This window comes from Nocardiopsis potens DSM 45234 (assembly GCF_000341105.1).
GTDB classification, from domain to species: Bacteria; Actinomycetota; Actinomycetes; order Streptosporangiales; family Streptosporangiaceae; genus Nocardiopsis_A; species Nocardiopsis_A potens.
In genome coordinates this window covers 1-23433 of sequence record NZ_ANBB01000044.1, presented here as the reverse complement: position 1 = coordinate 23433, position 23433 = coordinate 1, and the positions used below count along the sequence as shown (strand labels likewise).

Annotated in this window: 19 protein-coding genes; 12 read left to right on the top strand and 7 right to left on the bottom strand. The window is 75.9% G+C overall.

All coding sequences use genetic code 11. The features are described 5' to 3' along the window. Nucleotides 1–132: 132 nt before the first annotated feature. Entirely contained in the window at nt 133–1467 is a 1335-nt protein-coding gene (locus D459_RS0117350; RefSeq protein ID WP_017594280.1) for an MFS transporter, read from the top strand. A gap of 301 nt (nt 1468–1768) precedes the next feature. On the opposite strand, the gene D459_RS0117345 is transcribed toward D459_RS0117350, so the two are convergent. Together D459_RS0117345 and D459_RS0117340 are read right to left on the bottom strand one after the other, a co-directional pair. After that, nucleotides 1769–2512: a response regulator gene (locus D459_RS0117345; protein WP_017594279.1), complete on the bottom strand. Its 744-nt coding sequence runs from the start codon at nt 2510–2512 to the stop codon at nt 1769–1771. Continuing rightward, nucleotides 2509–3825 (bottom strand): sensor histidine kinase, encoded by a 1317-nt coding sequence (locus tag D459_RS0117340; protein WP_020380227.1) that lies wholly within the window; start codon nt 3823–3825, stop codon nt 2509–2511. The genes D459_RS0117345 and D459_RS0117340 overlap by 4 nt, the downstream gene beginning before the upstream one ends. Nucleotides 3826–4416: 591 nt before the next feature. Between D459_RS0117340 and D459_RS0117335 the strand changes: the two genes are divergently transcribed. After that, entirely contained in the window at nt 4417–5421 is a 1005-nt protein-coding gene (locus D459_RS0117335; protein ID WP_017594277.1) for a CPBP family intramembrane glutamic endopeptidase, read from the top strand. Between the two features lie 100 nt (nt 5422–5521). Here D459_RS0117335 and D459_RS0117330 read toward each other — a convergent pair whose 3' ends face one another. The 3 genes from D459_RS0117330 to D459_RS31980 all read right to left on the bottom strand — a co-directional run bounded on the left by D459_RS0117330 (nt 5522) and on the right by D459_RS31980 (nt 7647). After that, the gene (locus tag D459_RS0117330) at nt 5522–6022 is read right to left on the bottom strand and encodes a GNAT family N-acetyltransferase (RefSeq protein ID WP_017594276.1); all 501 of its coding nucleotides are present in this window, start codon (nt 6020–6022) and stop codon (nt 5522–5524) included. 81 nt (nt 6023–6103) lie between these two features. Then, nucleotides 6104–7117, bottom strand: coding sequence for a methylenetetrahydrofolate reductase (locus D459_RS0117325; protein ID WP_017594275.1), 1014 nt, complete (start codon nt 7115–7117; stop codon nt 6104–6106). Beyond that, the gene (locus tag D459_RS31980; RefSeq protein WP_017594274.1) at nt 7114–7647 is read right to left on the bottom strand and encodes a methylenetetrahydrofolate reductase C-terminal domain-containing protein; all 534 of its coding nucleotides are present in this window, start codon (nt 7645–7647) and stop codon (nt 7114–7116) included. Before D459_RS31980 ends, D459_RS0117325 begins: the two co-directional genes overlap by 4 nt. Nucleotides 7648–7977: 330 nt before the next feature. Between D459_RS31980 and D459_RS0117315 the strand changes: the two genes are divergently transcribed. From D459_RS0117315 to D459_RS0117285, 7 genes are all read left to right on the top strand, one after another. Further along, nucleotides 7978–9180 (top strand): glycine cleavage T C-terminal barrel domain-containing protein, encoded by a 1203-nt coding sequence (locus tag D459_RS0117315; RefSeq protein ID WP_017594273.1) that lies wholly within the window; start codon nt 7978–7980, stop codon nt 9178–9180. A gap of 167 nt (nt 9181–9347) precedes the next feature. Next, nucleotides 9348–11852, top strand: coding sequence for a GcvT family protein (locus D459_RS0117310; protein ID WP_051065463.1), 2505 nt, complete (start codon nt 9348–9350; stop codon nt 11850–11852). 94 nt (nt 11853–11946) lie between these two features. Beyond that, nucleotides 11947–13161 (top strand): sarcosine oxidase subunit beta family protein, encoded by a 1215-nt coding sequence (locus D459_RS0117305; protein ID WP_017594271.1) that lies wholly within the window; start codon nt 11947–11949, stop codon nt 13159–13161. A gap of 49 nt (nt 13162–13210) precedes the next feature. Beyond that, nucleotides 13211–13495: a sarcosine oxidase subunit delta gene (locus tag D459_RS0117300; RefSeq protein ID WP_017594270.1), complete on the top strand. Its 285-nt coding sequence runs from the start codon at nt 13211–13213 to the stop codon at nt 13493–13495. Next, complete coding sequence (locus D459_RS0117295) at nt 13492–16707, top strand: glycine cleavage T C-terminal barrel domain-containing protein (RefSeq protein WP_020380226.1); 3216 nt, start codon at nt 13492–13494, stop codon at nt 16705–16707. The genes D459_RS0117300 and D459_RS0117295 overlap by 4 nt, the downstream gene beginning before the upstream one ends. Then, complete coding sequence (locus D459_RS0117290; RefSeq protein ID WP_017594268.1) at nt 16700–17380, top strand: sarcosine oxidase subunit gamma; 681 nt, start codon at nt 16700–16702, stop codon at nt 17378–17380. Before D459_RS0117295 ends, D459_RS0117290 begins: the two co-directional genes overlap by 8 nt. A gap of 240 nt (nt 17381–17620) precedes the next feature. Beyond that, entirely contained in the window at nt 17621–18370 is a 750-nt protein-coding gene (locus D459_RS0117285; RefSeq protein WP_040710357.1) for an IclR family transcriptional regulator, read from the top strand. Nucleotides 18371–18390: 20 nt separating this feature from the next. On the opposite strand, the gene D459_RS0117280 is transcribed toward D459_RS0117285, so the two are convergent. After that, nucleotides 18391–18927 carry a gluconokinase gene (locus D459_RS0117280; RefSeq protein WP_017594266.1) on the bottom strand — a complete coding sequence of 179 codons (537 nt, stop codon included), beginning with the start codon at nt 18925–18927 and terminating at the stop codon, nt 18391–18393. Nucleotides 18928–19059: 132 nt separating this feature from the next. On the opposite strand from D459_RS0117280, the gene D459_RS0117275 reads away from it, so the two are divergent. After that, the gene (locus tag D459_RS0117275; protein WP_017594265.1) at nt 19060–19797 is read left to right on the top strand and encodes a FadR/GntR family transcriptional regulator; all 738 of its coding nucleotides are present in this window, start codon (nt 19060–19062) and stop codon (nt 19795–19797) included. Here the strand turns inward: D459_RS0117275 and D459_RS0117270 are convergent. Next, nucleotides 19781–21157 (bottom strand): GntP family permease, encoded by a 1377-nt coding sequence (locus D459_RS0117270; protein ID WP_017594264.1) that lies wholly within the window; start codon nt 21155–21157, stop codon nt 19781–19783. The genes D459_RS0117275 and D459_RS0117270 overlap by 17 nt on opposite strands. Before the next feature lie 564 nt (nt 21158–21721). On the opposite strand from D459_RS0117270, the gene manA reads away from it, so the two are divergent. Continuing rightward, on the top strand, nt 21722–22900 hold the full coding sequence (manA, locus tag D459_RS0117260) for a mannose-6-phosphate isomerase, class I (RefSeq protein ID WP_017594263.1): 1179 nt from the start codon (nt 21722–21724) through the stop codon (nt 22898–22900). 79 nt (nt 22901–22979) lie between these two features. Further along, nucleotides 22980–23354 (top strand): FKBP-type peptidyl-prolyl cis-trans isomerase, encoded by a 375-nt coding sequence (locus D459_RS0117255; RefSeq protein ID WP_017594262.1) that lies wholly within the window; start codon nt 22980–22982, stop codon nt 23352–23354. Nucleotides 23355–23433: the final 79 nt, after the last annotated feature.

Below are 23433 nucleotides of genomic sequence, written 5' to 3'. Positions count from 1 at the left end.
GAGGGGCGATCCCCGGTGCGGCCGCAGCGCCGCGACCGCACCGCGGCACCGCGCCTCCCGCTCCGCAGTACCCGCATCCCCCGAAAGTCCCGCGTCCCTGCCGGCGCGGGCGGCGAATAGGAGAACGACGACATGAGTGATCTCGACCCGGCGGCCCCCGGCGCGCACTCCGCGCCGGAGGCCCCGGTGGTGAGCGGACGCGAGTCCGGACGGATCGCCTTCGCCGCGTTCGTCGGCACGGCGCTGGAGTGGTACGACTACTTCCTCTTCGGCACCGCCGCGGCGCTGGTGTTCAACCGGCTCTACTTCACCACCCTCGACGCGACCGCGGCCACGCTCGCCGCGTTCGCCACCTTCGGCGTCGGGTTCGTGGCCCGCCCGATCGGCGCCGTGCTGTTCGGGTGGATGGGCGACCGGATCGGCCGGCGCCCGGCGCTGCTGCTCACCGTGGTGGCGATCGGCGCGGCCACCGGCCTGATCGGCCTGCTGCCGGACTTCGCGAGCATCGGGATCGCCGCGCCGCTGCTGCTGGCGCTGCTCCGGCTGGTGCAGGGCGTGGCGGTCGGCGGCGAGTGGGGCGGCGCGGTGACGCTGGCCGTCGAGCACGCCCCGCCGGACAAGCGCGGCCGCTACGCCGCCCTGCCGCAGATCGGCTCCCCGGTCGGCACCCTGCTCTCCTCGGGCGCCTTCGCGCTGGTGCTGCTGATGCCGGCCGAGCAGTTCGACTCCTGGGGCTGGCGCCTGCCGTTCCTCGCCGCGTTCCCGCTGCTCCTGATCGCGGTCTACATCCGCCGCAAGGTCGAGGAGTCGCCGATCTTCGAGGAGCTGGAGAAGCGCGAGGAGCGCTCCAAGGTCCCGGCGGTCGACGTGTTCCGCCAGGCGTGGGGCCGGCTGCTGGTCGCGGTGGCCTCCGCGCTGCTGGGCGTCGGCGGGTTCTACGTGATGACCACCTTCGCCATCAGCTACGGCGCCGACACCCTCGGCATGTCGCGGAGCCTGATGGTCAACTCCACCCTGGTCGCCGCGGTGGTGCAGATCGGCGTGATCGTGGTCGCCGGCCGGCTCGCCGAGCGGCTCGGCCCCGGCCGGATGACCATGTGGGGCGGGCTGGCCACCGCGGCCGTCGCCTTCCCGGTGTTCTGGATGATCGACACCACCTCCCCGGTGCTGGTGGTGCTCGCGGTCGCCGCGGGCGTCGGCATCCTGTCCATCGCCTACGCGGTCTCCGGGGCGCTGCTCACCGAGCTGTTCCCGGCCCACCTGCGGTACAGCGGCGTCGCCCTGGCCTACAACATCGCGGGCGCGCTCAGCGGGTTCCTGCCGTTCATCGCCACCGCCCTGATGGACGGCGCCGACGGCGCCTCCTGGGTGGCGTCGCTGCTGCTCGCCGGGGTCGCCGTGGTCACCGCCTTCGGCGGGTTCTACGGCGAGCGGCTGCGGGTCCGCGACAACGTGGTCGTGCGCTGACCGTCCCGGCGCACGCGCGGGCCCCGGCGGTTCCCCCGCCGGGGCCCGCGTCGTTCCTCGGCGCGGAGGCCGCCGGCCCCGGACGGGGGAGGAGGCCCGGCCGTTCGCGGCGTTCCACCCGGGCCGGGGACCCGTGAGCGCGGCGCGAGGGGGCGGGGCCGCGTCCGTCCGGTCCGCGGCGCCGGCCGGAGGGCGGGACGGGGCGGAGGCGCCGCCGTTCCCCTGGCCGGGCGGCGGACCCGCACGGTTCCGCCCCGGCACCGCTCGCGCGGCCGCCGGGAACGGGAACCCGGGCGCCCGGTCAGGACGGCCGGTCCGGCGGGCCGGACAGGCCGGAGCGGCCGACCCAGACGGCGAGCTGGGTGCGGTCGCGCAGGCCGAGCTTGCGCAGGATGCTGGAGATGTGGTTCTTCGCGGTGCCCTCGGTGATGAACAGGCGGCGGGCGATCTGCCGGTTGGTGGCGCCCTCGCCGACCAGCCGGGCGACCTCGGCCTCCCGCTCGGAGAGCGGGGAGGCCGGCGGCCCGGAGGCGGCCGGAGCGGGCTCCGGCCCCGGAGCCGGCTCCGGGGCCGCCGGGGAGGGCGGGGGCGCCGAACCGGGGGCGCGGACCAGCTCCACCAGGCGGGCGGCGGCCGCGTCGCCGAGCACCGTCTCCCCGCGGGCGGCCCGGTGCAGCGCGGCCACCAGCTCCTCCGGCGGGGTGTCCTTGAGCAGGTAGCCCTTGGCCCCGGCGCGCAGCCCGCCGAAGATGTAGTCGTCATCGTCGAAGGTGGTCAGCACGACGGCGGCCACCCGCGGGTGCTCGGCGGCCATCCGGGCGATCAGCTCGACCCCGTCCATCCGCGGCATCCGGGCGTCGACCAGGGCCACGTCGGGGCCGGGGTCGGTGCGGGAGAGCAGGTCCAGGGCGGCCACCCCGTCGGCGGCGTCCCCGACCACCTCGACGCTCTCCTCGATCTCCAGCAGTTTGCGCAGGCCCTGGCGCATCAGCACCTGGTCGTCCACGATCAGCACCCGCACCGGGCGCGGCCCGCCGCCGCTCATCGGGCCGCCTCCGTCCGGGCGGACGCGCCGCGGGGCCCCGCCGCGCCGGGGCGGACCGGCAGCACCGCGCGGAGCTCGAAGCCGCCCCCGGCCCCGTCGCCGGCCTCCAGGGTGCCGCCGGCCGCCTGCACCCGCTCGCGCAGGCCGCGCAGGCCGAACCCGCCGCTCCCGGTGCGCTCCGGGTCGCCGCCCACCCCGTCGTCGGCCACCGTCAGCTCGATCCGCTCCCCGGTGCAGGCCAGCCGGACCCCGATGCGCGCGGCCGCCGCGTGCCGGGCCGCGTTGGTCAGGCCCTCCTGCACGATCCGGTAGCAGACCAGCTCGGCCTCCTCCCCGGGGTCGGGCCACTCCCCTTCCTGGGTGAAGGAGACCGCGGGGTCGTCCTTGCTTCCGGAGAACGCCGCGGCCAGGGCGCGCATCGCGTCCGGCCCGGCGCGTCCCTCCAGGCGCAGCGGGCGCAGCGCGCGCACCCACCGCCGGGTGTCGGCGAGCGCCTCCTGGGTGAGCAGCCGGGCGTCGCGCACCTCGTCCCAGGCCGCCTCGGGGCGCGCCCGGCGGAACCGCTCCGCGTTGGCCAGGCCCATGTTGATCACGGTCAGGTAGTGCCCGACCGAGTCGTGCATCTCCCGCGCCATCCGGGCCCGCTCCTCGGCGACGGTCAGTTCCCGAGTGCGCTCGGCGTAGCGGCGCAGCTCCGCGTGGGCCTCCTCCAGCTCGGCGAGGAGGGAGCGGGTCCGCTCCGCCTGCCGCCGCGCGGACAGCAGCCCGCTGAACACCAGGATCATCATCACGCCCAGGAACAGGATGATCCCGGCCTCGAACACGCCGCGCAGCACCGGCCCGCCGGTCAGCGCGAACAGCGGGACCGGGGTGAGGACGGCCAGCAGCGTGCAGGCCACCGCAGCGCGGGTGCCCAGCACCAGCACCACGTTGCCGATCGCGATGCTGGACATCACGAACACCAGCGAGCCGCCCGAGGTGAGCATCAGCAGGTGCACCGCGGTGAAGAAGACGACGCTCAGCACCGCCGCCCGGCGCGGCAGCGGCTGCGGGGCCCAGTACAGGAACGGCCAGCACAGGGCGGCGACCGGCAGGGCGGCCAGGTGGCCCAGGCCGAGCAGGTCGGCCACCGGGTCCGGTGGCGGCGGCGGGACGAAGGCGGCGTAGAACGCGATGGCGCCCGCGTCGAGCAGGAACACGCCCCAGAACATCAGGGCCAGCACCAGCGGCGCCCGCCCCCGCCCGTCCAGCGCCACCCATCTGCCCAGGTCTCGCACGCCGCCCCGCTCTCCGTCCGGTCCGTCCCCGTTCATGCGCCGAAGCTAGCACCGGTCCGGCGCACCCCGGCCGCGCAGCGGGTCATGGAGGGGTCATGTCCGGACCCATGACCAGAGGCATGGCGGAGCCCCGCACCCGGCCCGGGGCGGCCCCTCTTCCTCCCCGCAGCCGGCCCCGGTTCCGGCCGGTTCCGGCCCGCGGGTCGGGGCAGAGCGGCGGCCGAGTGGGGAGCACGGCCGGCGCCCTGGCGGAGCGGCAGGTCCGGGAGGCCGACCGGGGCCGCCCGAGCACCCGGCGTCCGTTCTTTCCCCTCTTCCTTCTCCTCCTCTTCCCTCCTGCGGGCCTCGGGCCGCCGGTCCTGGCCTGCGGGCCGCACCGGCCTGCGGGCCAGGAGGGAGCGGCGGCCCCGGGTGCTCGGCCGGGGCGTCCGAGCACCCGCCGGCCCCTCCTCGGATCGCCGGTGGGGCGGCCGCCGCAGGACGACGGCGGGGAACGGGGGTTCTCCAGTGCTCGCCTCTTCTTCGCGCCGCCGGTATCGGCCGCCGCCGCGCGCCTCCGGCGGAGGTGACCGTCATGTGCCCGCAGGGCGATGCCCGCGGCCGGGGCGCGGCCGTAGCTTCCTCGGCATGGACACCACCGCAGCGCGCCGCCGCACCCCCGGCGACGCCTTCATCGCGGCGGGCGCATCGGGCGCCCGCACCACCCACCCGCTCGCCACCGTCCCGCTGACCCAGCTCTTCTACCTGCTGGGCCTGGTGCCGGCGGTGTTCCTCATCGGCCCCGCCCTGGAGCGGCTCTCCGCCGGGAACGAGGTCCTGGCCGGGACGGTCGGCGTGCTGGCGGTTCCGCTGAACTACGCCTTCCCCTACGTGGTGCTCTGGCTGTGGCTGCGCCACTACGAGCGGCGCTCCTTCTTCGCCTCGACCGGGTTCGGCTTCGACCGGCGCACCCTCCCCGGCCTGGGGTGGGGGACGCTGCTCGCCGTCGGCTACATCCTGGCCTGGATCGGCGTCTCGCTGGCCGCCGGGACCGCGCGCTTCGACCGCGCCCTCGACTTCGAGGCCGGCGGCGGCGCCGCGGGCGTGCTGCTGATCGGCACGCTGGTCCTGGTCATGCGGGTCGTCATGGTCGGCATCGAGGAGCAGCTGTTCCGCGGCTGGATGCTGCAGGCCGTCGGCGCCCGCTGGGGCAGGACCGCGGCGGTGCTGCTCTCCTCCGCCTGCTTCGCCCTGTTCCACTTCTTCTTCATCGGCAACCTGGTGCTGCCCGGGGCGACGCCGCACGAGCCGCACTGGGTGCTGATGCTCAACATCTTCCTCTGGTCGGTGTTCGCGGCCCTGGTCACGCTGCGCACCGGCAGCCTGTGGGCGGCCACCGCCTTCCACGCCGCCGTGCTGATCCTGCCCGGGTTCCTGCTCACCGTCGCGCTGCCCGAGGCCGGCGACCGCGGCTGGCCCGCCGCCGGCGACGCGTTCGGCCTGCTCATCGTGACCGTCACCGACCCCTCGCACTACACCGGAGGGGCGGGCTTCGCGGGCCTGTTCGAGGGGCTGCCGGCCACCGCGGTGCTCACCGTCCTGGCGGCCGCCGCCTGGCTGCGGCTGCGCCGGGCGGAGCGCGCCGCGCCCTGACCCCGGCGGACGGGGCCGGTCCGCCCCCGATGACCGGGGCCCTGTCGGAGCGCTCCGACAGGGCCCCGGTCATCGCCCTGGGGGCGGCCCGCGCCTCCCGCTACACCCGGTCCTCGAAGACCTGCACCGCGGTGCCGCGGACCGGCACCCGCTCGGTCGGGGTGAAGCCCCGGGAGCGGTAGTACTCGATGAGCGCGCCGTCGCCGCCGGCCCAGCAGTCCACCCGGAGCAGTGCGACGCCGCGCTCGCGGGCCTGCTCCCGGGCGAAGCCGAGCAGCCGCCCGCCGACGTCCCGCCCGGCGAACCGGCGGTCGGTGACCAGCAGGTCGATGTAGAGCTCCGGTTCGGGGGCCGGGGCGACGTAGGGCAGCGGCTCCCCGCCCAGCCCCAGCGCCCCGGCCGGGGCGCCCCCGTCCTCGGCGATCCACAGCCGGCCGCCCTCGGCCCGGTCCCGGATCGCCCGCACCCGCTCCGGGATCTCCGACCAGGGGAGGCTCCCCCACTGGTCGGACCGGCCCCGGGCGGCGAGCCAGCGCACCGCGCCGTCCAGCATCGCCATGACCGCGGGGACGTCGCCGGCCCCGCCCTTCCTGATCCGCATCGCGTTCCTCCTCGGAGGAAGTCGACCACGGACCGGGCGGGGTTTCCACCCGTTTCGCCCCGGTGTGCGGGGCGGGCGGGCTCACCGGGCCAGGGTGTTCTCCCCGGGGGCGGCCCGGCCCGCGGGCAGCCCCAGGTCGGCGGCGAGCCGGGCGACGGAGGAGTCGTGCCGGAAGTCGGCCAGGTGCAGGCCGCGGACCCCGGGCTGGGCCAGCGCGTGCCGGGCCTGCTCCAGCGCCAGCAGGTAGGCGGCCTCGCCCTGGTCGGAGGCGCCCTCCACCCGGTCGACGACCTCGTCCGGCACCGCGATGCCGGGCACGTGGTCGTTCATGAAGCGCAGCGCGCGGGCCCCCTTCACCAGCGCGATGGTGGGCAGCAGCGCGGTGCGGCGGGTCAGCCCGGAGGCTGCGGCCAGCGAGCAGAACGCCTCCAGGTGCTCGGCCCGGTAGCAGATCTGGAGCTGGAGGAAGCGGGCGCCGGCCGCGGCCTTCTTCAGGGCGCGCCGGACCCGGTACTCGTACGGCGGGGCCGCGGGGTTCTCCGCCGCGCCGATGAGCAGCGGGAGCGGCGGGTCCAGCGGCCGGCCGGACAGGAACCGCCCGTGCGCCAGCGAGGCGGCGGCGCGGATCAGCTGCGGCCCGTCCAGGTCGAACACGCGGCGGGCCTCGGGCTCGTCGCCGGCGGTGACGTCGTCCCCGGTCATGCAGGAGACCGCGGTGACGCCGTGCAGCGCGGCGCCGACGATGTCGGACTGCAGGGCGAGCCGGTTCTTGTCCCGGCAGACCACTTGCAGGATCGGCTCCACGCCCAGCCCCTTCAGCGCGATCGCGATGGCGACGTTGGAGGCGTGCGCGTGCGCGGCCGGGTTGTCGGTGGCGTTCAGCGCGTCCACGTAGGGCGCCAGCCGGGCGACGCGCTCCGCGAGCGCCGCGATGCCGCCGGTGTCGACCACCGGGCACTCGGCGGTGAGCACCGGGCGGGCCGGGTCCGCCGCGGTGAGCAGCTCGGCCAGGGGCGAGACCGGGCGCGGGGCCGGCGCGGGCGGTTCCGCGCCGGAGCGGCCGGGAGGGGCGCCGGGGCGGGGCGGGGCCGTCATCGGACGGCCTCCGCGGCGCCGCCGGCGCCGTCCTCGGTCTCCTGGAACTCCGGGTCCCCGGGGTCGGGCGCCGCCTCGACGCCCAGGCCCAGGGTGCGCAGCTCGTCCTCCTCCGGGTCGGTGCCGGCGGCGGGCGCCTCCGGCGGCGGGGCCTGGCCGGCCCCCTCCGGGTCACCGGCCGGCCAGCCGGCCGGGACCGCCCGGTCCCGCCCGGTCAGCAGGTTGGCCCAGGAGGAGGTGCCTTCGAGCCGCTTGTCGACCGGGGCGCGCATCTCGTCGATGCCGGTGCGGAGCGGGCCGGGGAGGCGGTCGGCGCGGGTGCAGGCCTTGAGCCAGACGCAGCGCATGGACGGGTCGACCTCGCAGGAGCCGTCCTCGCGGACCCCGCCGCAGGGGCCGTTGCGCAGGTTCTTCGGGCAGGTCATCGGGCAGGTGAAGCCGGTGGAGTGCAGGACGCACTGGCCGCACATCCGGCAGCCCCAGACGGGCTTCTTGACGGCGTGTTCGATGGTGGCGAGAAGCGTGGCCATGGTCAGCCTCGTTCCGTGAGCCGGTCGGCGGCCGTCCGCCGGGACGGGCCGCGCGGCCGCCGGGGACCGCGGGGCGGGGCCGGTGCGGTCCGTCGGAGCGGGCCCGGGACACCACCGGCGATCGAGTTGCTCTATGTGCAACAAGGCGCATATCAGGGAACATCTTCAGATGAGCACAGCGTAGAATCGGCCGATTCGTTGCGTCAATGGATTCCCGTTGCGAAAGGCGGAACGAATCCGTCCGCGCACTCCTTGACAGCCCCCGAGGCGCCGGGGGACGCTCTGTTGCGCATGGCGATCCTCGTTGCGCATCGAGTGGTGGAGGTCCAGATGCCCGTGAACGAGAGCCCGGAGATCCTGCTCTACCCGCGGATCAGGAAGTCGCCGTTCTTCTACGCCTCGCGCAGGCACGGCGTCGCCAAGTACAGCGTCTACAACCGCACCTACCACCCCCGCCACTACGGCGACCCGGTCGCCGAGTACTGGCACCTCCTCAACGGCGTCACCCTGTGGGACGTCGGGGTGGAGCGGCAGGTCGAGATCACCGGACCGGACGCCTTCGCGTTCACCAACATGCTGGTCCCGCGCGACCTGAACAAATGCGCCGTGGGGCAGTGCAAGTACGTGTTCGTCACCGCGCCCGACGGCGGCATCGTCAACGACCCCGTCCTGCTCCGCCTGGGCGAGAACCACTTCTGGCTCTCCCTGGCCGACAGCGACGTGCTGCTGTGGGCCCAGGGGCTGGCGCACAACAGCGGCATGGACGTCACCGTCCGCGAACCCGACGTCGGCCCGGTCCAGGTGCAGGGCCCGCTCTCCCGCGAGGTGATGAAGGACCTGTTCGGCCCCTCCGTGCTGGACATCGGCTACTACCGGTGCGCCGAGTACGGGCTGGACGGCATGGACGTCGTCGTCTCGCGCACCGGCTACACCTCCGAGATCGGCTTCGAGATCTACCTGCGCAACGCCTCGCGCGACGGCGTGCGGCTGTGGGAGACCGTGCTGGAGGCCGGCCGGCCGCACGGCATCGAGGTCATCGGCCCCTGCCACATCCGCCGCATCGAGGGCGGCATCCTCGCCTGGGGCAGCGACATCGGCCTGGACACCAACCCGTTCGAGGTGGGCTACGGCTACGAGGTCAGCTGGATGGTCGACCTCGACCAGGAGGCCGACTTCATCGGCAAGGCCGCGCTCACCCGGATCCGCGACGAGGGCGTGCGGCGCAAGCTGGTCGGGGTGGAGATCGGCGGCCCCCGGCTGGGCAGCTACAACGACGGGTCGATGATCGACGCCTTCCCGGTCCACGGGCCCGGCGGCGACGCGCCGATCGGCAAGGTCACCTCGGCCTGCCACTCGCCCCGGCTGGACCGCAACATCGGGTTCGCCATGGTCCCGATCGGCTCCGCGGAACTCGGCACCGAGCTCCGCGTCGGCCGCCCCGGCGGGACGGTCCCCGCCGTGGTCGTGGAGAAGCCCTTCGTCGACCCGCAGAAGATGCTGCCCAAGCAGGACCTGCGCGCCCCGGTCGGCTGAGCGCCGCCCCCGGCCCCCCGCCCCGCGACCGGCACCGGAGGGCCGGGGCCGCCCCGGCCCGAGGGGCGGGGGCGCTCCCTTGACAGCGCGGAACGCACGGCGGACCCTGTTGCGTGAAACGCCGAGCGTTGCGCGGAACGAAACGACGAGGCGAAGGCAGGGCTGCCATGGCCGCTTCTCCGACCGTCCCCCGCACCCGGTCCGGAAGGCCGCCCCGGATCGTGGTCATCGGCGCCGGCATCGTCGGGTGCGCGCTGGCCGACGAGCTCACCGCCCGCGGCCACACCGACGTCACCGTCGTCGACCAGGGGGACCTCTACCGCACCGGCGGGTCCACCTCGCACGCGCCCGGCCTGGTGTTCCAGACCAACCCGGCCAAGGCCATGTCCGACTTCGCCGCCTACACCGCCGCCAAGTACACCCGGCTCCGGGTGGACGGCCGGCCCTGCTTCTCCGCGGTGGGCGGCCTGGAGCTCGCCACCGCCCCCGAGCGCCTGGACGAGCTGCACCGGCGGTGCGGCTGGGCCCGCTCCTGGGGGATCCCGGCCCGGGTGATCGGACCCGAGGAGTGCGCCGCCGCCCACCCGCTGGTCCGCGCCGACCGGGTGCTGGGCGGCCTGTACACCCCCACCGACGGGCTGGCCGACGCGCTCGGCGCCGCCCGCGCCCAGGCCGAGGCGGCCCTCTGGCGCGGCGCCCGGTTCCTGCCCCGGCACGAGGTCACCGGGATCGAGGTGGAGGGCGGGCCCGGGGCGGCCGGCCGCCGGGTCACCGGGGTCCGCACCGACCAGGGCCGGCTGCCCGCCGACATCGCGGTGCTGTGCGCCGGGATGTGGGGGCCGCGGCTCGCCGCGATGGCGGGGGAGGTGCTGCCGCTGCTCCCGCTGGCCCACCAGTTCGGCTGGACCGGGCCGACCGCGGCGCTGGCCGGCAACGGGCCGGACGCCGCCCCCCACCCGATCCTCCGCCACCAGGGCCGCGACCTGTACTACCGGGAGCGCGGCGACCGCGTCGGCGTGGGCTACTACGGGCACCGCCCGATGCCGGTCCCCGCCGACGAGATCGGCACCCCCGACGGCACGCCCGACCTGCCCATGCCGTCCATGCACCCGTTCACCCCGGAGGACTTCGCCCCGGCCTGGACCGACACCCTCGCCCTCCTGCCCGACCTCGCCGACACCAAGATCGAGGACGCCTTCAACGGGCTGTTCTCCTTCACCACCGACAACATGCCGCTGCTCGGGGAGTTCGCCGGGACGCCCGGGCTGTGGGCGGCCGAGGCGGTGTGGATCACCCACTCGGCGGGCGCGGCGCGCGCCGTCGCCGAGCTGATCGCCGAGGGCGCGTCAACCGTCGACCTGCACGCCTGCGACGTCAACCGGTTCCAGGAGCACCAGCTCGCCCCGGCGTTCATCGCCGAGCGCGCCTGCCGGAACTTCATCGAGGTCTACGACGCGATCCACCCGCAGCAGCCGATCGAGCGGCCGCGCCCGATGCGCGTCGCCCCGTTCCACGCCCGCCAGCGCGAACTCGGCGCGTTCTTCCTGGAGGCCTCCGGCTGGGAGCGCCCCTACCACTACGCCGCCAACGCCGACCTCCCCGAGGCGCGGGGGGCGCCGCGCCCCGGGCCGTGGGCGTCCCGCTACTGGTCCCCGGCGATCGCCGCCGAGGCGCGCGCCACCCGGGAGCGGGTCGCGCTGTACGACATGTCCTCGCTGATGCGGCTGGAGGTCGCCGGCCCCGGGGCGGGCGAGTTCCTGGACCGGGTCACCACCGCCCGCACCGGCCGCCCGCCCGGCGCGGTCTCCTACAGCCTGATGCTCGACGACCGCGGCCGGCTGCTCGGCGACATCACCGTCGCCCGGGTCGCCGACGAGCTGTTCCAGCTCGGCGTGAACAGCCGGCTGGACCTGGCCCGGCTGGCCGCGCTGGCGCCGCCCGGGGTGGCGGTCCGCGACATCACCGGGCAGACCGCCTGCATCGGCGTGTGGGGGCCGCGCGCCCGCGACCTGGTGCAGCCGCTCACCGGCCACGACCTGGGCAACGGCGGCCTGGACTACTTCCACTGCGCCCGGCTGCACATCGGCGAGGTCCCGGTGCTGGCGATGCGCGTCTCCTACGTCGGCGAACTCGGCTGGGAGCTGTACACCGGCCCCGAGCTGGGGCTGCGGCTCTGGGACACGCTCTGGGAGGCCGGCCGCGGCCTCGGCGCGCTCGCCGCGGGCCGGGGCGCCTTCGACAGCCTCCGGCTGGAGAAGGGCTACCGCGCCTTCGGCGCCGACATGACCGCCGAGCACGACCCCTACCAGGCCGGCCTCGGCTTCGCGCTGCGGCTGCGCACCAAGGGCGGGTTCATCGGCCGGTCCGCCGTCGAGGCGCTCGACCCGGAGGACCCGGGGATCCGGCTGACCTGCCTGACCACCGGCCCGCCGGAGAACACCGTGCTCGGCGGCGAACCCGTCCACCGGCCCGGCGCCGACACCGCCGCCGGGTACGTCACCAGCGCCGCCTACGGCTACACCGTCGGCACCGGCATCGCCTACGCCTGGCTCCCCGCCGAGCTCTCCGCCCCGGGCACCCCGGTGGAGATCGGCTACTTCGACCGGCGGGTGCCGGCGGTCGCCGCCGCGGACCCGCTGTTCGACCCCGGCATGGAGCGGGTGAGGGCATGACCGGACGCCCGGCCCGGCGCACCGGCGGCGGGCACCGCACCCCCGGGCCGAGGACCGCCCGGGGCCGCCCCGCAGCGAAGGAGGCCGGTCCCCGATGACCCCCGACCACCGGCAGACCGGCCGGCTGTGGCGCTCGCCCGAGCCGCGCGCCGGATACGACGCGGTCATCGTCGGCTCCGGCGGGCACGGCCTGGCCACCGCCTACTACCTGGCCGCCGAGCACGGCATGGCCGACATCGCGGTGCTGGAGCGGAGCTGGCTGGCCGGCGGCAACATGGCCCGCAACACCGCGATCATCCGCTCCAACTACCTGTGGCCGGCCAGCGCCGCGATCTACGAGCACGCGCTGCGCCTGTGGGAGGGGCTGGAGGAGGAGCTCGGCCGCGACCTGCACTTCAGCCGGCGCGGCGTGCTCAACCTGGCCCAGTCCACCCACGAGGTGCGCGAATCGGTGCGCCGGGTCGACGCCGACCTGCTCAGCGGGATCGACGCCGAATGGCTGGAGCCCGAGCAGGTCGCCGAACTGGTCCCGATCCTGGACACCGGACCGCACGTGCGCCACCCGGTGCTGGGCGCCACCTACCAGCCGCGCGCCGGCATCGCCGACCACGACCTGGTGGCCTGGGCGTTCGCCGCCGAGGCCGACCGGCTCGGCGTCGACCTGATCCAGGACTGCGAGGTCACCGGGTTCCTCCGGGACGGCGACCGGGTCACCGGGGTGCGCACCTCCCGCGGCGACATCGAAGCGCCCCGGGTCGGGCTGTGCGCCGCCGGCCGCACCTCCCGGCTCGCCGCCGAGCTGGGCCTGCGCCTGCCGCTGCAGAGCCACCCGCTGCAGGCGCTCGTCTCCCAGCTGCTGGAACCGGTGCTGGACACCGTGGTGATGTCCAGTGCCACGCACGTCTACGTCAGCCAGGCGCCCAAGGGCGAACTGGTGCTCGGGGCGGGCATCGACGCCTACAACGGCTACGGCCAACGGGGCTCGTTCCGCACCGTGGAGGACCAGGTCGCCGCCGCCGTCGAGCTGTACCCGGTGTTCGCCCACGCCGACGTGGTCCGCACCTGGGCCGGGATCGTCGACGTCACCCCGGACGCCTCGCCGGTCATCGGCCCGACCCCGGTCGAGGGGGTCTACCTCAACTGCGGCTGGGGCACCGGCGGCTACAAGGCGACCCCCGGCGCCGGGCAGGTGTTCGCCGACACCATCGCCCGCGGCCGGGCGCACCCGCTGGCCGAGCCGTTCGGCCTGGACCGGTTCGGCACCGGCGCCCTGGTCGACGAGCACGGCGCGGCCGCGGTGGCGCACTGAGCGGGCCGGCCGGCCCGAACGAGCGGAGAAGACGGGAGGAGGGACCGCGATGCTGCTCATCCCGTGCCCCTGGTGCGGGCCCCGGGACGAGTGCGAGTTCCGCTACGGCGGCCAGTCGCACATCGCCCACCCGGCCGCACCGGCGTCGCTCACCGACGCCGAATGGGCCGACTACCTGTTCTTCCGGGACAACCCGGAGGGGCTGTTCACCGAGCGCTGGTTCCACGCGGCGGGCTGCCGCCGCTGGTGCGACGTGGTCCGGCACACCGCCGACTACCGGGTGCTCACCTCCGCCCCCTGCCAGGGCGGCCCGTCCGGAGGAGGCGAGTGGTGACAGGGCGGCGGATCAGCGGGGAACCGGACACCTCGGTGCTCTTCGACGGGCGCGAGCTGCCCGCGGTGCGCGGGGAGCCGCTCTCCGCGGCGCTGCTCGCCGCCGGGGTGCGCACCGCCGCCGCGGGCGTCCGCACCGGCCGGCCGCGCGGGGTGGTCGGCATCGGCACCGCCGAACCCGGCGCCCAGGTCCGAGTGGAGGCCCCGGAGTTCCGCGCCCTGGCCCCCGCCACCGGGGTGGAGGTCCGGGACGGCCTGATCGCCGCCTCCACGGCGGGCCTCGGCGCCCTGCCCGTCACCTACCGGCCCCCTCAGCGGGGGCCCTCCGGGCCGCAGTCCTCATCGCCGATCACCCACGACCTGCAGCAGGAGCCCACCGGACCGGAGGTCTTCCCACCCGTCTCCCACCGCGATCCGCAGCAGGAGCCCGCCGGGCCGCGCCCCTCATCGCCGGCCGGCCGCGACCCGCAGCGGGGGTCCTCCGGACCGTCGGCCTTCCCGGTCGTCGCCCACCGCGACCTGCAGCAGGAGTCCCCTGGAGGGCAGGCGTCCCCCTCCGCCGGCCGGACCCCGCCCCGGGGGGACGCGCGCTGGGCCCACTGCGAGGTGCTCGTGGTCGGCGCCGGGCCGGCCGGCCTGGCCGCCGCCGCTGCCGCCGCGCAGCGGGGCGTCCGGGTGATCCTCGCCGACGAGGCGCCGAGGCCGGGCGGCGACGCGCTCGGCCTGGACCCGGCGACCGACCGGTGGATCGCCGGGACCACCGCCCGGCTGGCCGACGCCCCCGAGGTCCGGCTGCTCACCCGGACCACCGTCATCGGCCATTACGACCACGGCGAGCTGGTCGCATTGGAGCGCCGCCCGGACGGAACGCACCTGCTCTGGCGGATCCGGGCCCGGCGCACCGTGCTCGCGTCCGGGTCGGTGGAGCGGCCGTTCGCCTTCGCCGGGAACGACCTGCCCGGGGTGATGCTGGCCGGCGCGGCCGCGGCCTACCCGCGCAGGCACGGCGTGCTTCCGGGGGAGCGGATCACGGTGTCGGGCTGCCACGACGAGGCGCTGCTGGCCGCCGCCGCGCTGCACGACGCCGGCGCGGACATCGCCGCGGTCGCCGACGCCCGCCCGGAGCCCGGCGCGGACGCGCTGGCGGGACTGGCCCGGCGCGGCATCGAGGTGCGCACCGCGACCGCGGCCGCCGGGACGGTCCCCGACGGCCGGGGCGAACTGGCCGCCGCCCTGCTCGCCCCGGTCGCGGCGGACGGGACGGTGACCGGCCCCGCCGAGCGGATCGGCTGCGACCTGCTCGCGGTCTCCGGGGGCCACGACCCCGCGGCGGCCCTGGCGGTGCAGGCGGGCGGCCGGCTCCGCTGGTCGGAGGGGCACGCCGCATTCCTGCCCGAAGGGCTCCCGGCGACCACGACCTGCGCCGGGGCGCTGACCGGGGTCCGCTCGGTGCGCGCCGCCGCCGAGCAGGGGGACCGGGCCGGCCGCGCCGCAGCCGCCGCGGCCCTGGCCGAGGGGGCGGCACCGGCCGCGATGTCGGCCCGCGGCGCACCGCCCGCTCCGGAGACCGGCGCCGCTTCGGACACCGGTACCGCCCCGGGGGCCGGCTCCGGTTCCGCCGACCTGCCTCCCGCCGGGCGGTCGGGTGGCGCGGAGGCTCGGACGGCGCCGCCGATGGCGCTGTTCACCGTGGTGCGGCCGGGCGGCGATGCCGCCGAGGTCTTCATCGACCTGCAGCGGGACGCGGCGCTGGACGGGGTCCGGGACGCCGTCGCCGCCGGGATGCGCTCGATCGAGCACGTCAAGCGGTACACCACCGCCGGGACCGGCCCGGACCAGGGGCGGACCTCGGCCACCGTGCTGACCGGGGCCCTCGCCGGCCTGCTCGGCCGGGGGATGGACGAGGTCGGCGGGACCGCCCCCCGGCCGCCCTGCACGCCGGTCCCGTTCTCCGCGCTGGCCGGGCGGGCCCGCGGGGAGCTGCTGGAACCCCTCCGGCGCACCCCGATGAACGCCTGGCACGAGGAGCACGGGGCGGTCTTCGAGGACGTCGGCCAGTGGCGCCGGGCCCGCTACTACCCGCGGGACGGGGAGGACATGCGCGCCGCGGTGCTCCGCGAGTGCGCCGCCGCCCGCGAGGCGGTCGGGATGCTGGACGCCTCCACGCTCGGCGCGATCACCGTCGCCGGCCGGGACGCCGGCGCCTTCCTCGACCGGATCTACACCGGCACCCTCTCCACCCTGCGCCCGGGCCGCTGCCGGTACGGCGTGATGTGCACGGCCGACGGCATGGTGCTCGACGACGGGGTCGTCGCCCGGATCTCGGAGGAGGAGTACCTGGTCAGCACCACCACCGGCAACGCGGAGCGGGTGCTGGAGTGGCTGGAGGAGTGGGCGCAGACCGAGTGGCCGCACCTGTGCGTGCACCTGTTCAACGCCACCGACCACTGGGCGGTGGCGAGCCTGGTCGGGCCCGCCTCCCGGGACGTCATGCGGGAGCTGGCCCCGGACATGGACGTCTCGGCCGAGGGGTTCCGCTTCATGTCGGTGCGCGAGGGGACGGTGGCCGGGATCCCGGCGCGGGTGCTGCGGGTCAGCTTCACCGGCGAGCTGACCTACGAGGTCAACGTGCCGGCCTGGCACGGCCTCGCGCTGTGGGAGGCGGCGGTGGAGGCCGGCCGCAGGTACGGCGTCACCCCCTACGGCACCGAGGCGATGCACGTGCTCCGCGCGGAGAAGGGGTTCATCGTGGTGGGGCACGAGACCGACGGCAGCGTGACCCCGCTCGACCTCGGCATGGACTGGGCGGTCGCCAAGCGCAAGGAGTTCGTCGGGAAGCGCTCGCTGACCCGGCCGGACACCGCCCGGCCCGACCGGGAGCAGCTGGTCGGCCTGCTCCCGGAGGACCCCGGGGCGCTGCTCGCCGAGGGGGCCCAGCTGGTCGCGGAGGCACCGGGCCCCGCCGGAGGGGGGAGGAGCGGCCCCGGGGCGGGTAGGAGAGGACCCGGGGAGCGGATCGCCGCGCCGATCGGCCGGGTGACCTCCGCCTACGACAGCGCGGCGCTGGGCCGGACCTTCGCGCTCGGCCTGCTGCGCTCCGGGCGGGAGCGGCACGGAGAGCGGCTGTACGCGGTGCACATGGGGGAGGCGGTCCCGGTCCGGGTCGCCGATCCGGTCTTCTACGACAGGGAAGGGAGTCGGCGCGATGGCTGACCCGGAGGGTCCGGCGGAAGGCGGCGGGGGCGCGCCGGTGCGCGTGCCGGGGCAGCGGCCGGGGCGGCGCAGCCCCGCCGCCCACCTGGAGCGGCTCATGGCGGAGGCGGGATCGACCGGCACCGCGGTGCTGCGCGAGCTCCCGTTCCTGGCGCAGGTGGAGATCAAGGTCGACGAGGAGGACGCCGCCGCGGCGTCGCGGATGGCCGAGGAGTTCCTCGGCTGCGCGCTGCCCGCGCCGGGCCGCTCCTCGGGCACCGGAAGCCCGTACGTGCTGCACTGCGGGCCGGGCTGGTACCTGGTGGTGGACGCCGAGGCGACCGGGCCGGGCCTGGCGGCCGGGCTGCGCGCCGCGCTCGGCGGGGAGTACGGCGGGCCGTGCGCCGCGGTCGCCGACCAGTCGGCGCAGCGGGCCGTCTTCGAGCTGCGCGGCCCGCAGGCGGCGGAGGTGATCGCCCGGGGGTGCCCGCTGGACCTGCACCCCCGGGTGTTCGGTCCCGGGGGCTACGCCCAGTCGCTGCTGGGCAAGGCCGCGGTGGGGGTGCACCGGACCGGCCCGGAGGGCGGCGTCCCGGAGTTCCGGCTGCTGGTCCGCGCCTCCTTCGCCGAGTACCTGGCGCGGTTCCTGGCCGACGCCCTGCACGGCGCGGCCCCGCCGCACCGGGTCGGCTGAGGGGCGTCCGGACCGGGGCGTCTTTCGGGTCCGCGGGGCCTGCGGTGAGCTGCGAGGACACCGGAGCGGACGCGCCCCGCCCGGGGAGGTGGAGGATACGGCGTTATCTTTGTGGGCATGGCTTCCAACGACCACCGCGCAGTAAAGAGTCGGAGCACCACGGCAACGGAACGGACGGAGCGGGGGTCGAGTGGTGAAGAGGGACCGGTGAAGACCGGCCCCGGGAAGGACGGTGCACCCGTGCAGTCGGTCGATCGCGCCATCACCGTGCTGGAGATCCTCGCCCAGCACAAGGAGGCCGGGGTGACCGAGATCGCCGCGGAACTGGGCGTGCACAAGTCCACTGCATTCCGACTGGTCGGCGCGCTGGAGCGGCGGGGCCTGGTGGAGCAGCCGGGCCTGCGCGGCAAGTACCGGCTGGGCTTCGGGGTCATCCGGCTGGCCGGGACCATGGCGGCCGGCCTCGACCTCACCCAGCAGAGCCGCCGGGTCTGCGAGGACCTCGCCTCCGACCTGGGCGAGACGGTGAACATCGCCATCCCCAGCGGGGACATGGTGGTCAACATCGACCAGGTCCGCGGCTCCTCCGCGGTGGTGAGCCAGAACTGGATCGGCCGGCAGAACCCGATCCACTCCACCTCCAGCGGCAAGGTGCTCCTCGCGTACATGCGGCCCAACGAGCAGAAGCGCATCCTCCGCGGCAGGCTGGAGGAGGTCACCCCGGCCACCATCACCGACCCCGAGGAGCTGCGGGCCGAGTTCCAGGAGATCCTGGAGCGCGGCTTCGCCACCGCGGTGGAGGAGCTGGAACCCGGGCTGAACGCGGTCGCCGCGCCGATCCGCGGGCTCACCGGCGAGGTCATCGCGGCGATCAGCGCCTCCGGCCCCTCCTACCGGATGGAGGAGGAGAAGCTGGACGGCATCGGCGAGGCCGTGGCCGAGGCCGGGATGGAGATCTCCACCCGGATGGGCCACATGGACCAGCACTGAGCCGCCCCCGCGGGCCGGGGTCAGCGCAGCGCGGTGGGCGCCGCGCCGCCCTGCCCGGCCAGCGCGGCGCGGACCACGCCGACCGCCTCTTCGACCAGCTCCTCCACCGGGGCGGACACGTCGAGGACCGCCCCGGCCTCGCCGGCGCCGAGCGGCTCCAGCGCGGCGCGCTGCGAGGCGAGCAGCCCGACCGGCATGAAGTGGCCGGTGCGCCGGGCCAGCCGGTCGGCGATCACCTCGTCCGGGCCGTCGGCGTGCAGGAACCGCACGTCGGGGGCGCCGCCGCGGAGCAGGTCCCGGTAGGAGCGCTTCAGCGCCGAGCAGGCCATCACGCTGTGCTCCCCGGCCCGCTCCCGCTCGGCGATCCACTCCGCCAGCGAGAGCAGCCAGGGCCGCCGGTCCTCGTCGGACAGCGGGACGCCGGCCGACATCTTCGCGATGTTGGCCTCCGGGTGGAAGGCGTCGGCCTCGGCGAAGGGCAGCCCGAGCCGCTCGGCCACCGGCCGGGCGATGCTGCTCTTGCCCGATCCCGAAACGCCCATGAAGACGAAGTGCATGTACTGTTTCCCTCCCCGTGGCGCGGCGCCGGAGCACATCGGTCCCCGACCCCGCGGAACAATAGTGTTATCAATGAGGCGGAGCGGCCCCGGGGCGGCCCCCGGCCGCCCGCCGCAGCGCCGAGGAGCCCGATGACCGCCGACGCCGACCACCGCACCCTGCACAACCGGGTCCTGGCGGAGCTCGGACCGGCGATCGCGGCCGGCGACTACGGCCCCGGGCACGTCTTCACCCTGGAGAGCCTGGCCCGCGACTTCGGCGTCTCGCGGACCGTGGCCCGCGAGGCGGTCCGCGTCCTGGAGTCGATGCGGCTGGTCCTCAGCCGCCCCCGCACCGGGATCACCGTCCGCCCCGCGGCGGAGTGGAGCGTCTACGACCCCCAGCTCATCCGGTGGCGGCTGGCCGGGCCGGGCCGGATGGCCCAGCTGCGCACCCTCACCGAGCTGCGCGCCGCCGTGGAGCCGCCGGCCGCGGCCGCCGCCGCCCGGCGGGCCACCCCCGCCCAGCGCAGGGCGCTCTCCGAGCTGAACGAGGTGATGGCCGAGACCGGGCGCCGCGGCGACCTGGACCGGTTCCTCGCCCTCGACATCGAGTTCCACCGGCGCATCCTGGAGCTGTCCGGCAACGAGATGTTCGCCGGGCTGTCCGGGGTGGTCGCCGAGGTCCTCGCCGGCCGCACCCAGCACCGGCTGATGCCGGTCCGCCCCCGGCCCGAGGCGCTCTGCCTCCACGCGCACGTGGCGTCGGCCATCGAGGGCGGCCTCCCCGAGGTGGCGGAGGCCGCGATGCGCTCGATCGTGCGCGAGGTGGTCGAGGCGCTGGACGGGGCCGGGGACGGCGCCCCGCCCGGCGCTACAGCAGCAGGCTGATCCCGAAGGCCAGCGCGAAGCCGACCAGGCCGATCAGCGTCTCCATCACGGTCCAGGTGCGCAGCGTGGTCGCCACGTCCATCCGCAGGAACCGGCCGACCAGCCAGAACCCCGAGTCGTTGACGTGCGAGAGCACGGTGGAGCCGCAGGCGATCGCGATCACCACCAGCGCCAGTTCCACCCCGCCCATGTCCGGGGCGGCCTCGACCGCCGGAGCGACCAGGGCGGCGGCCGTGGTCAGCGCCACGGTGGCCGAGCCCTGCGCGACGCGCAGCGCCGCGGCGATCGCGAAGGCGGCCACGATCACCGGCAGGCCGGTGGACTCCAGCGAGGAGGCCAGCGCCTCGCCGATGCCGCTGGCGCGCAGCACCCCGCCGAACATGCCGCCCGCGCCGGTGATCAGGATGATCGAGCAGACCGGGCCGAGCGCCCCGTCGACGAGCCGCTGCACCCGGTCCTTGGAGAACCGGCCCCGGCCCAGCACCGCCATCGCGACCAGGGCGGTGGCCAGCAGTGCGACCGGCGCCTGGCCGATCAGCTGGAGGGCCTGCGCCCAGGCCGCGTCGCCGTCCAGCACGCCCGCGGTGGCCAGGGTGGCGGTGCCGGTGTTGAGGAAGACCATCGCCATCGGCATGAGCAGCAGGCCCACCACGGTGAGCAGGTGCGGCGGGCGCTCCGGGCCGTCCTCGGCGGCGGAGGCGCCGTCCTCGGGGACCGGCAGCTCGAACCTGCGCCCGGCGTACACCGAGTACAGGTAGCTGCCGATGTACCAGGTGGGGATGGCCAGCACGGTGCCGACCAGCAGCGTGGTGCCCATCGGCGCGCCGAGCATGTCGGCGGCGGTGACCGGCCCCGGGTGCGGCGGCACGAAGGCGTGCATGACCGCGAAGGCGCCCGCGGAGGGCAGCGCGTAGTACAGCACCGATCCGCCGATCCGGCGGGCGACGCTGAAGACGATGGGCAGCATCACGATGAGCCCGGCGTCGAAGAAGATCGGGAAGGCGAACAGCAGCGAGGCCACGCCCAGCGCCAGCGGGGCGCGCTTCTCGCCGAACGCCCGCACCAGCGCGTTGGCCAGCACCGCGGCGCCGCCGGTGACCTCCAGCATCCGGCCGATCATCACGCCCAGGCCGACCAGCAGGGCGACGTTGGCCAGGGTCGAGCCGAACCCGTCCAGCAGGGTCGGCATGATGTCGGCGGCCGGGATGCGGGTGGCCAGCGCGACCAGCAGGCTGACCAGGATGAGTGAGACGAACGCGTGCAGCCGCACCTTCATGACCAGGAAGAGCAGCACGGCGATCGCGCCGGCCGCGATCCCCAGCAGCGGCCCTGTGCCGTAGGCGGGTTCGATGGTTTCCACGGTGCCTCCGGACGGGAGAGAACACGGCCCGGCCGCGCCCTTCAGCGTGGCCGGGGTAACATTCAGGCAATGGTAATACCATTTGTGAGGTTCTGTTGGCACCCCCGTAAAGAGCTGTGAACCCGGCGGAAACCCCGCGTCCGCTGCGGCCGCGCGGGTGTGAAGATCCGAAGGCCCCGGCACATGTGACCCGATCGATACCGGCCCCGTGCCCCGCTCGGCCCCGCTCCGGCCGGCCCGCGCGGTCCCCGCCCCGGCCGCGCGGCCCCGGCGGAGGCCCCGCCCGATCCGCGCCGCACCGCCCTGCGGCGGCCCGCCGGGCCCGGAACGGCCACCGCTCCCGCAGAGCAGGGCCGGAGCCCGGGGCGGCACAGGCTGGACAGGATCGGGGGATCCATGTAAACCAATCGGTAACTTCGTGGCGCCGGGGTCCGGCCGCGGCGGGGCAGGGTAGGGCCCGCACCACCCGTGCAGGTAGGGATCGCAGTGCAGACGGACCGGGGCCGCCTCCGGGAGACTGGAGGACGACGGCGCGGCGGACGGGAACGGGAAGAAGCAGGGCGGATGCACAGGCTGATCAACCAGGTACGCCCCTACGCCTGGGGAGACACGGCGGCGATACCCCGGCTGCTCGGCACCGAGCCCGACGGCACCCCGCAGGCGGAGCTCTGGATGGGCGCCCACCAGGCCGCCCCCAGCTCGCTCGCCACCGAGGAGGGCCCGCTCGGCTTCGAGGAGTACATCGCCGCGGCGCCCAAGGAGGTGCTCGGCCGGCGGACCGTGGACCGCTTCGGCGAGCGGCTGCCCTTCCTGCTCAAGGTGCTCGCCGCGGACGCGCCCCTCTCCCTGCAGGCGCACCCGGACGAGGCGCGGGCGCGCGCGGGCTTCCTCGCCGAGGAGGAGGCCGGCATCCCGGTCGACGCCGGGCACCGCAACTACCGCGACCCCTTCCACAAGCCCGAGCTGGTGCTGGCGCTGGAGCCGTTCGAGGCGCTGTGCGGCTTCCGCGACCCGGTCTCCGCCCTCGGCGACCTGGCCGGGATCCGCTGCGAGCTGGCCCGGCTGATCCGCGCCGACCTGGCCGCCCCCGACCCGCACCTGGCGCTGCGCTCCGCGATGACGCACCTGCTCACCCTGGACGCGGCCGACCGCCCCCGGCTGCTCGGCGACTTCATCGAGGAGTGGGCCGAGCGGGGCGGGGGCGGCCACCACGCCACCGTGCTGGAGCTGTACCACCGCTACCCCGGCGACCCGGGCGCCGTCGCCGCCCTGCTGCTCAACCGGATCACCCTGCGCCCCGGCGAGGCGCTCTTCCTGCCGGCCGGCAACGTCCACGCCTACCTGCGCGGCACCGCCGTGGAGGTGATGGCCAGCTCGGACAACGTGCTGCGGGCCGGGCTGACCGGCAAGCACGTCGACGTGGCCGAGCTGCTCGCGGTGGTCGACTTCTCGGTGCTGCCCATCCCCTACACCCGGCCGGTGCCGGTGCAGGGGCGGCGCGAGTTCCGCACCGGGGTGGAGGACTTCGCGCTGTCGGTGCTGGGCCCCGGGCGGGTGGCGGCCGAGCTGCCCGGCGGGGCGCCCTCGGTGGTGCTCGCCCTGGAGGGCGGGGCGGAGCTGAGCGCGGAGTGCGGCGCCCGGGTGGCGCTGCGCCGCGGGGAGTCGGTCTTCGTCCCGGCGCGCAGCGGGGCCGTCGCGGTCGAGGGGGAGGGGCACCTGGTCGCGGCGACCGTCGGCCTCTGAACCCCCGGAGATGTCTCCCCAAGAGTGCCGATACGCTGGTGCACCGTTGCCTGGAACCGCTTACGGGGAGAACGAAGAGATGGCGCTCGAACGTCCCGAGATCGACTTCATCGACGGCCCGCCGCCGGCCGAGCTGCAGGTCGAGGACATCACCATCGGCGAGGGCGCGCAGGCCGTGCACCGCTCGCGGCTGGCCATGCACTACGTCGGGGTCGCGCACTCCACCGGGGAGGAGTTCGACGCCTCCTGGAACCGGGGCGAGCCGCTCCGCTTCCAGCTCGGCGTCGGCCAGGTCATCCCCGGCTGGGACCAGGGCGTCCTGGGCATGCGGGTGGGCGGCCGCCGCAAGCTGATCATCCCGCCGCACCTGGCCTACGGCGACCGCGGCGCCGGCGGCGTGATCAAGCCGGGGGAGACCCTGGTCTTCGTCATCGACCTGGTCGAGGTCGGCTGACCGGCCCCGGAGTGCTCTGCACCGTGCTCCGCACCGGCGGAGCGGCGGGGCGCGGCGTCCGCCCGGGCGCCGCGCCCCC

What these genes read in the sequence shown, in the direction of transcription:
- D459_RS0117350 (WP_017594280.1), top strand. Translation starts at nt 133, where the DNA reads ATGAGTGATCTCGACCCGGCGGCCCCCGGCGCGCACTCCGCGCCGGAG.
- D459_RS0117345 (WP_017594279.1), bottom strand. Translation starts at nt 2,512, where the DNA reads ATGAGCGGCGGCGGGCCGCGCCCGGTGCGGGTGCTGATCGTGGACGAC.
- D459_RS0117340 (WP_020380227.1), bottom strand. Translation starts at nt 3,825, where the DNA reads ATGAACGGGGACGGACCGGACGGAGAGCGGGGCGGCGTGCGAGACCTG.
- D459_RS0117335 (WP_017594277.1), top strand. Translation starts at nt 4,417, where the DNA reads ATGGACACCACCGCAGCGCGCCGCCGCACCCCCGGCGACGCCTTCATC.
- D459_RS0117330 (WP_017594276.1), bottom strand. Translation starts at nt 6,022, where the DNA reads ATGCGGATCAGGAAGGGCGGGGCCGGCGACGTCCCCGCGGTCATGGCG.
- D459_RS0117325 (WP_017594275.1), bottom strand. Translation starts at nt 7,117, where the DNA reads ATGACGGCCCCGCCCCGCCCCGGCGCCCCTCCCGGCCGCTCCGGCGCG.
- D459_RS31980 (WP_017594274.1), bottom strand. Translation starts at nt 7,647, where the DNA reads ATGGCCACGCTTCTCGCCACCATCGAACACGCCGTCAAGAAGCCCGTC.
- D459_RS0117315 (WP_017594273.1), top strand. Translation starts at nt 7,978, where the DNA reads ATGCCCGTGAACGAGAGCCCGGAGATCCTGCTCTACCCGCGGATCAGG.
- D459_RS0117310 (WP_051065463.1), top strand. Translation starts at nt 9,348, where the DNA reads ATGGCCGCTTCTCCGACCGTCCCCCGCACCCGGTCCGGAAGGCCGCCC.
- D459_RS0117305 (WP_017594271.1), top strand. Translation starts at nt 11,947, where the DNA reads ATGACCCCCGACCACCGGCAGACCGGCCGGCTGTGGCGCTCGCCCGAG.
- D459_RS0117300 (WP_017594270.1), top strand. Translation starts at nt 13,211, where the DNA reads ATGCTGCTCATCCCGTGCCCCTGGTGCGGGCCCCGGGACGAGTGCGAG.
- D459_RS0117290 (WP_017594268.1), top strand. Translation starts at nt 16,700, where the DNA reads ATGGCTGACCCGGAGGGTCCGGCGGAAGGCGGCGGGGGCGCGCCGGTG.
- D459_RS0117280 (WP_017594266.1), bottom strand. Translation starts at nt 18,927, where the DNA reads ATGCACTTCGTCTTCATGGGCGTTTCGGGATCGGGCAAGAGCAGCATC.
- D459_RS0117275 (WP_017594265.1), top strand. Translation starts at nt 19,060, where the DNA reads ATGACCGCCGACGCCGACCACCGCACCCTGCACAACCGGGTCCTGGCG.
- manA (WP_017594263.1), top strand. Translation starts at nt 21,722, where the DNA reads ATGCACAGGCTGATCAACCAGGTACGCCCCTACGCCTGGGGAGACACG.
- D459_RS0117255 (WP_017594262.1), top strand. Translation starts at nt 22,980, where the DNA reads ATGGCGCTCGAACGTCCCGAGATCGACTTCATCGACGGCCCGCCGCCG.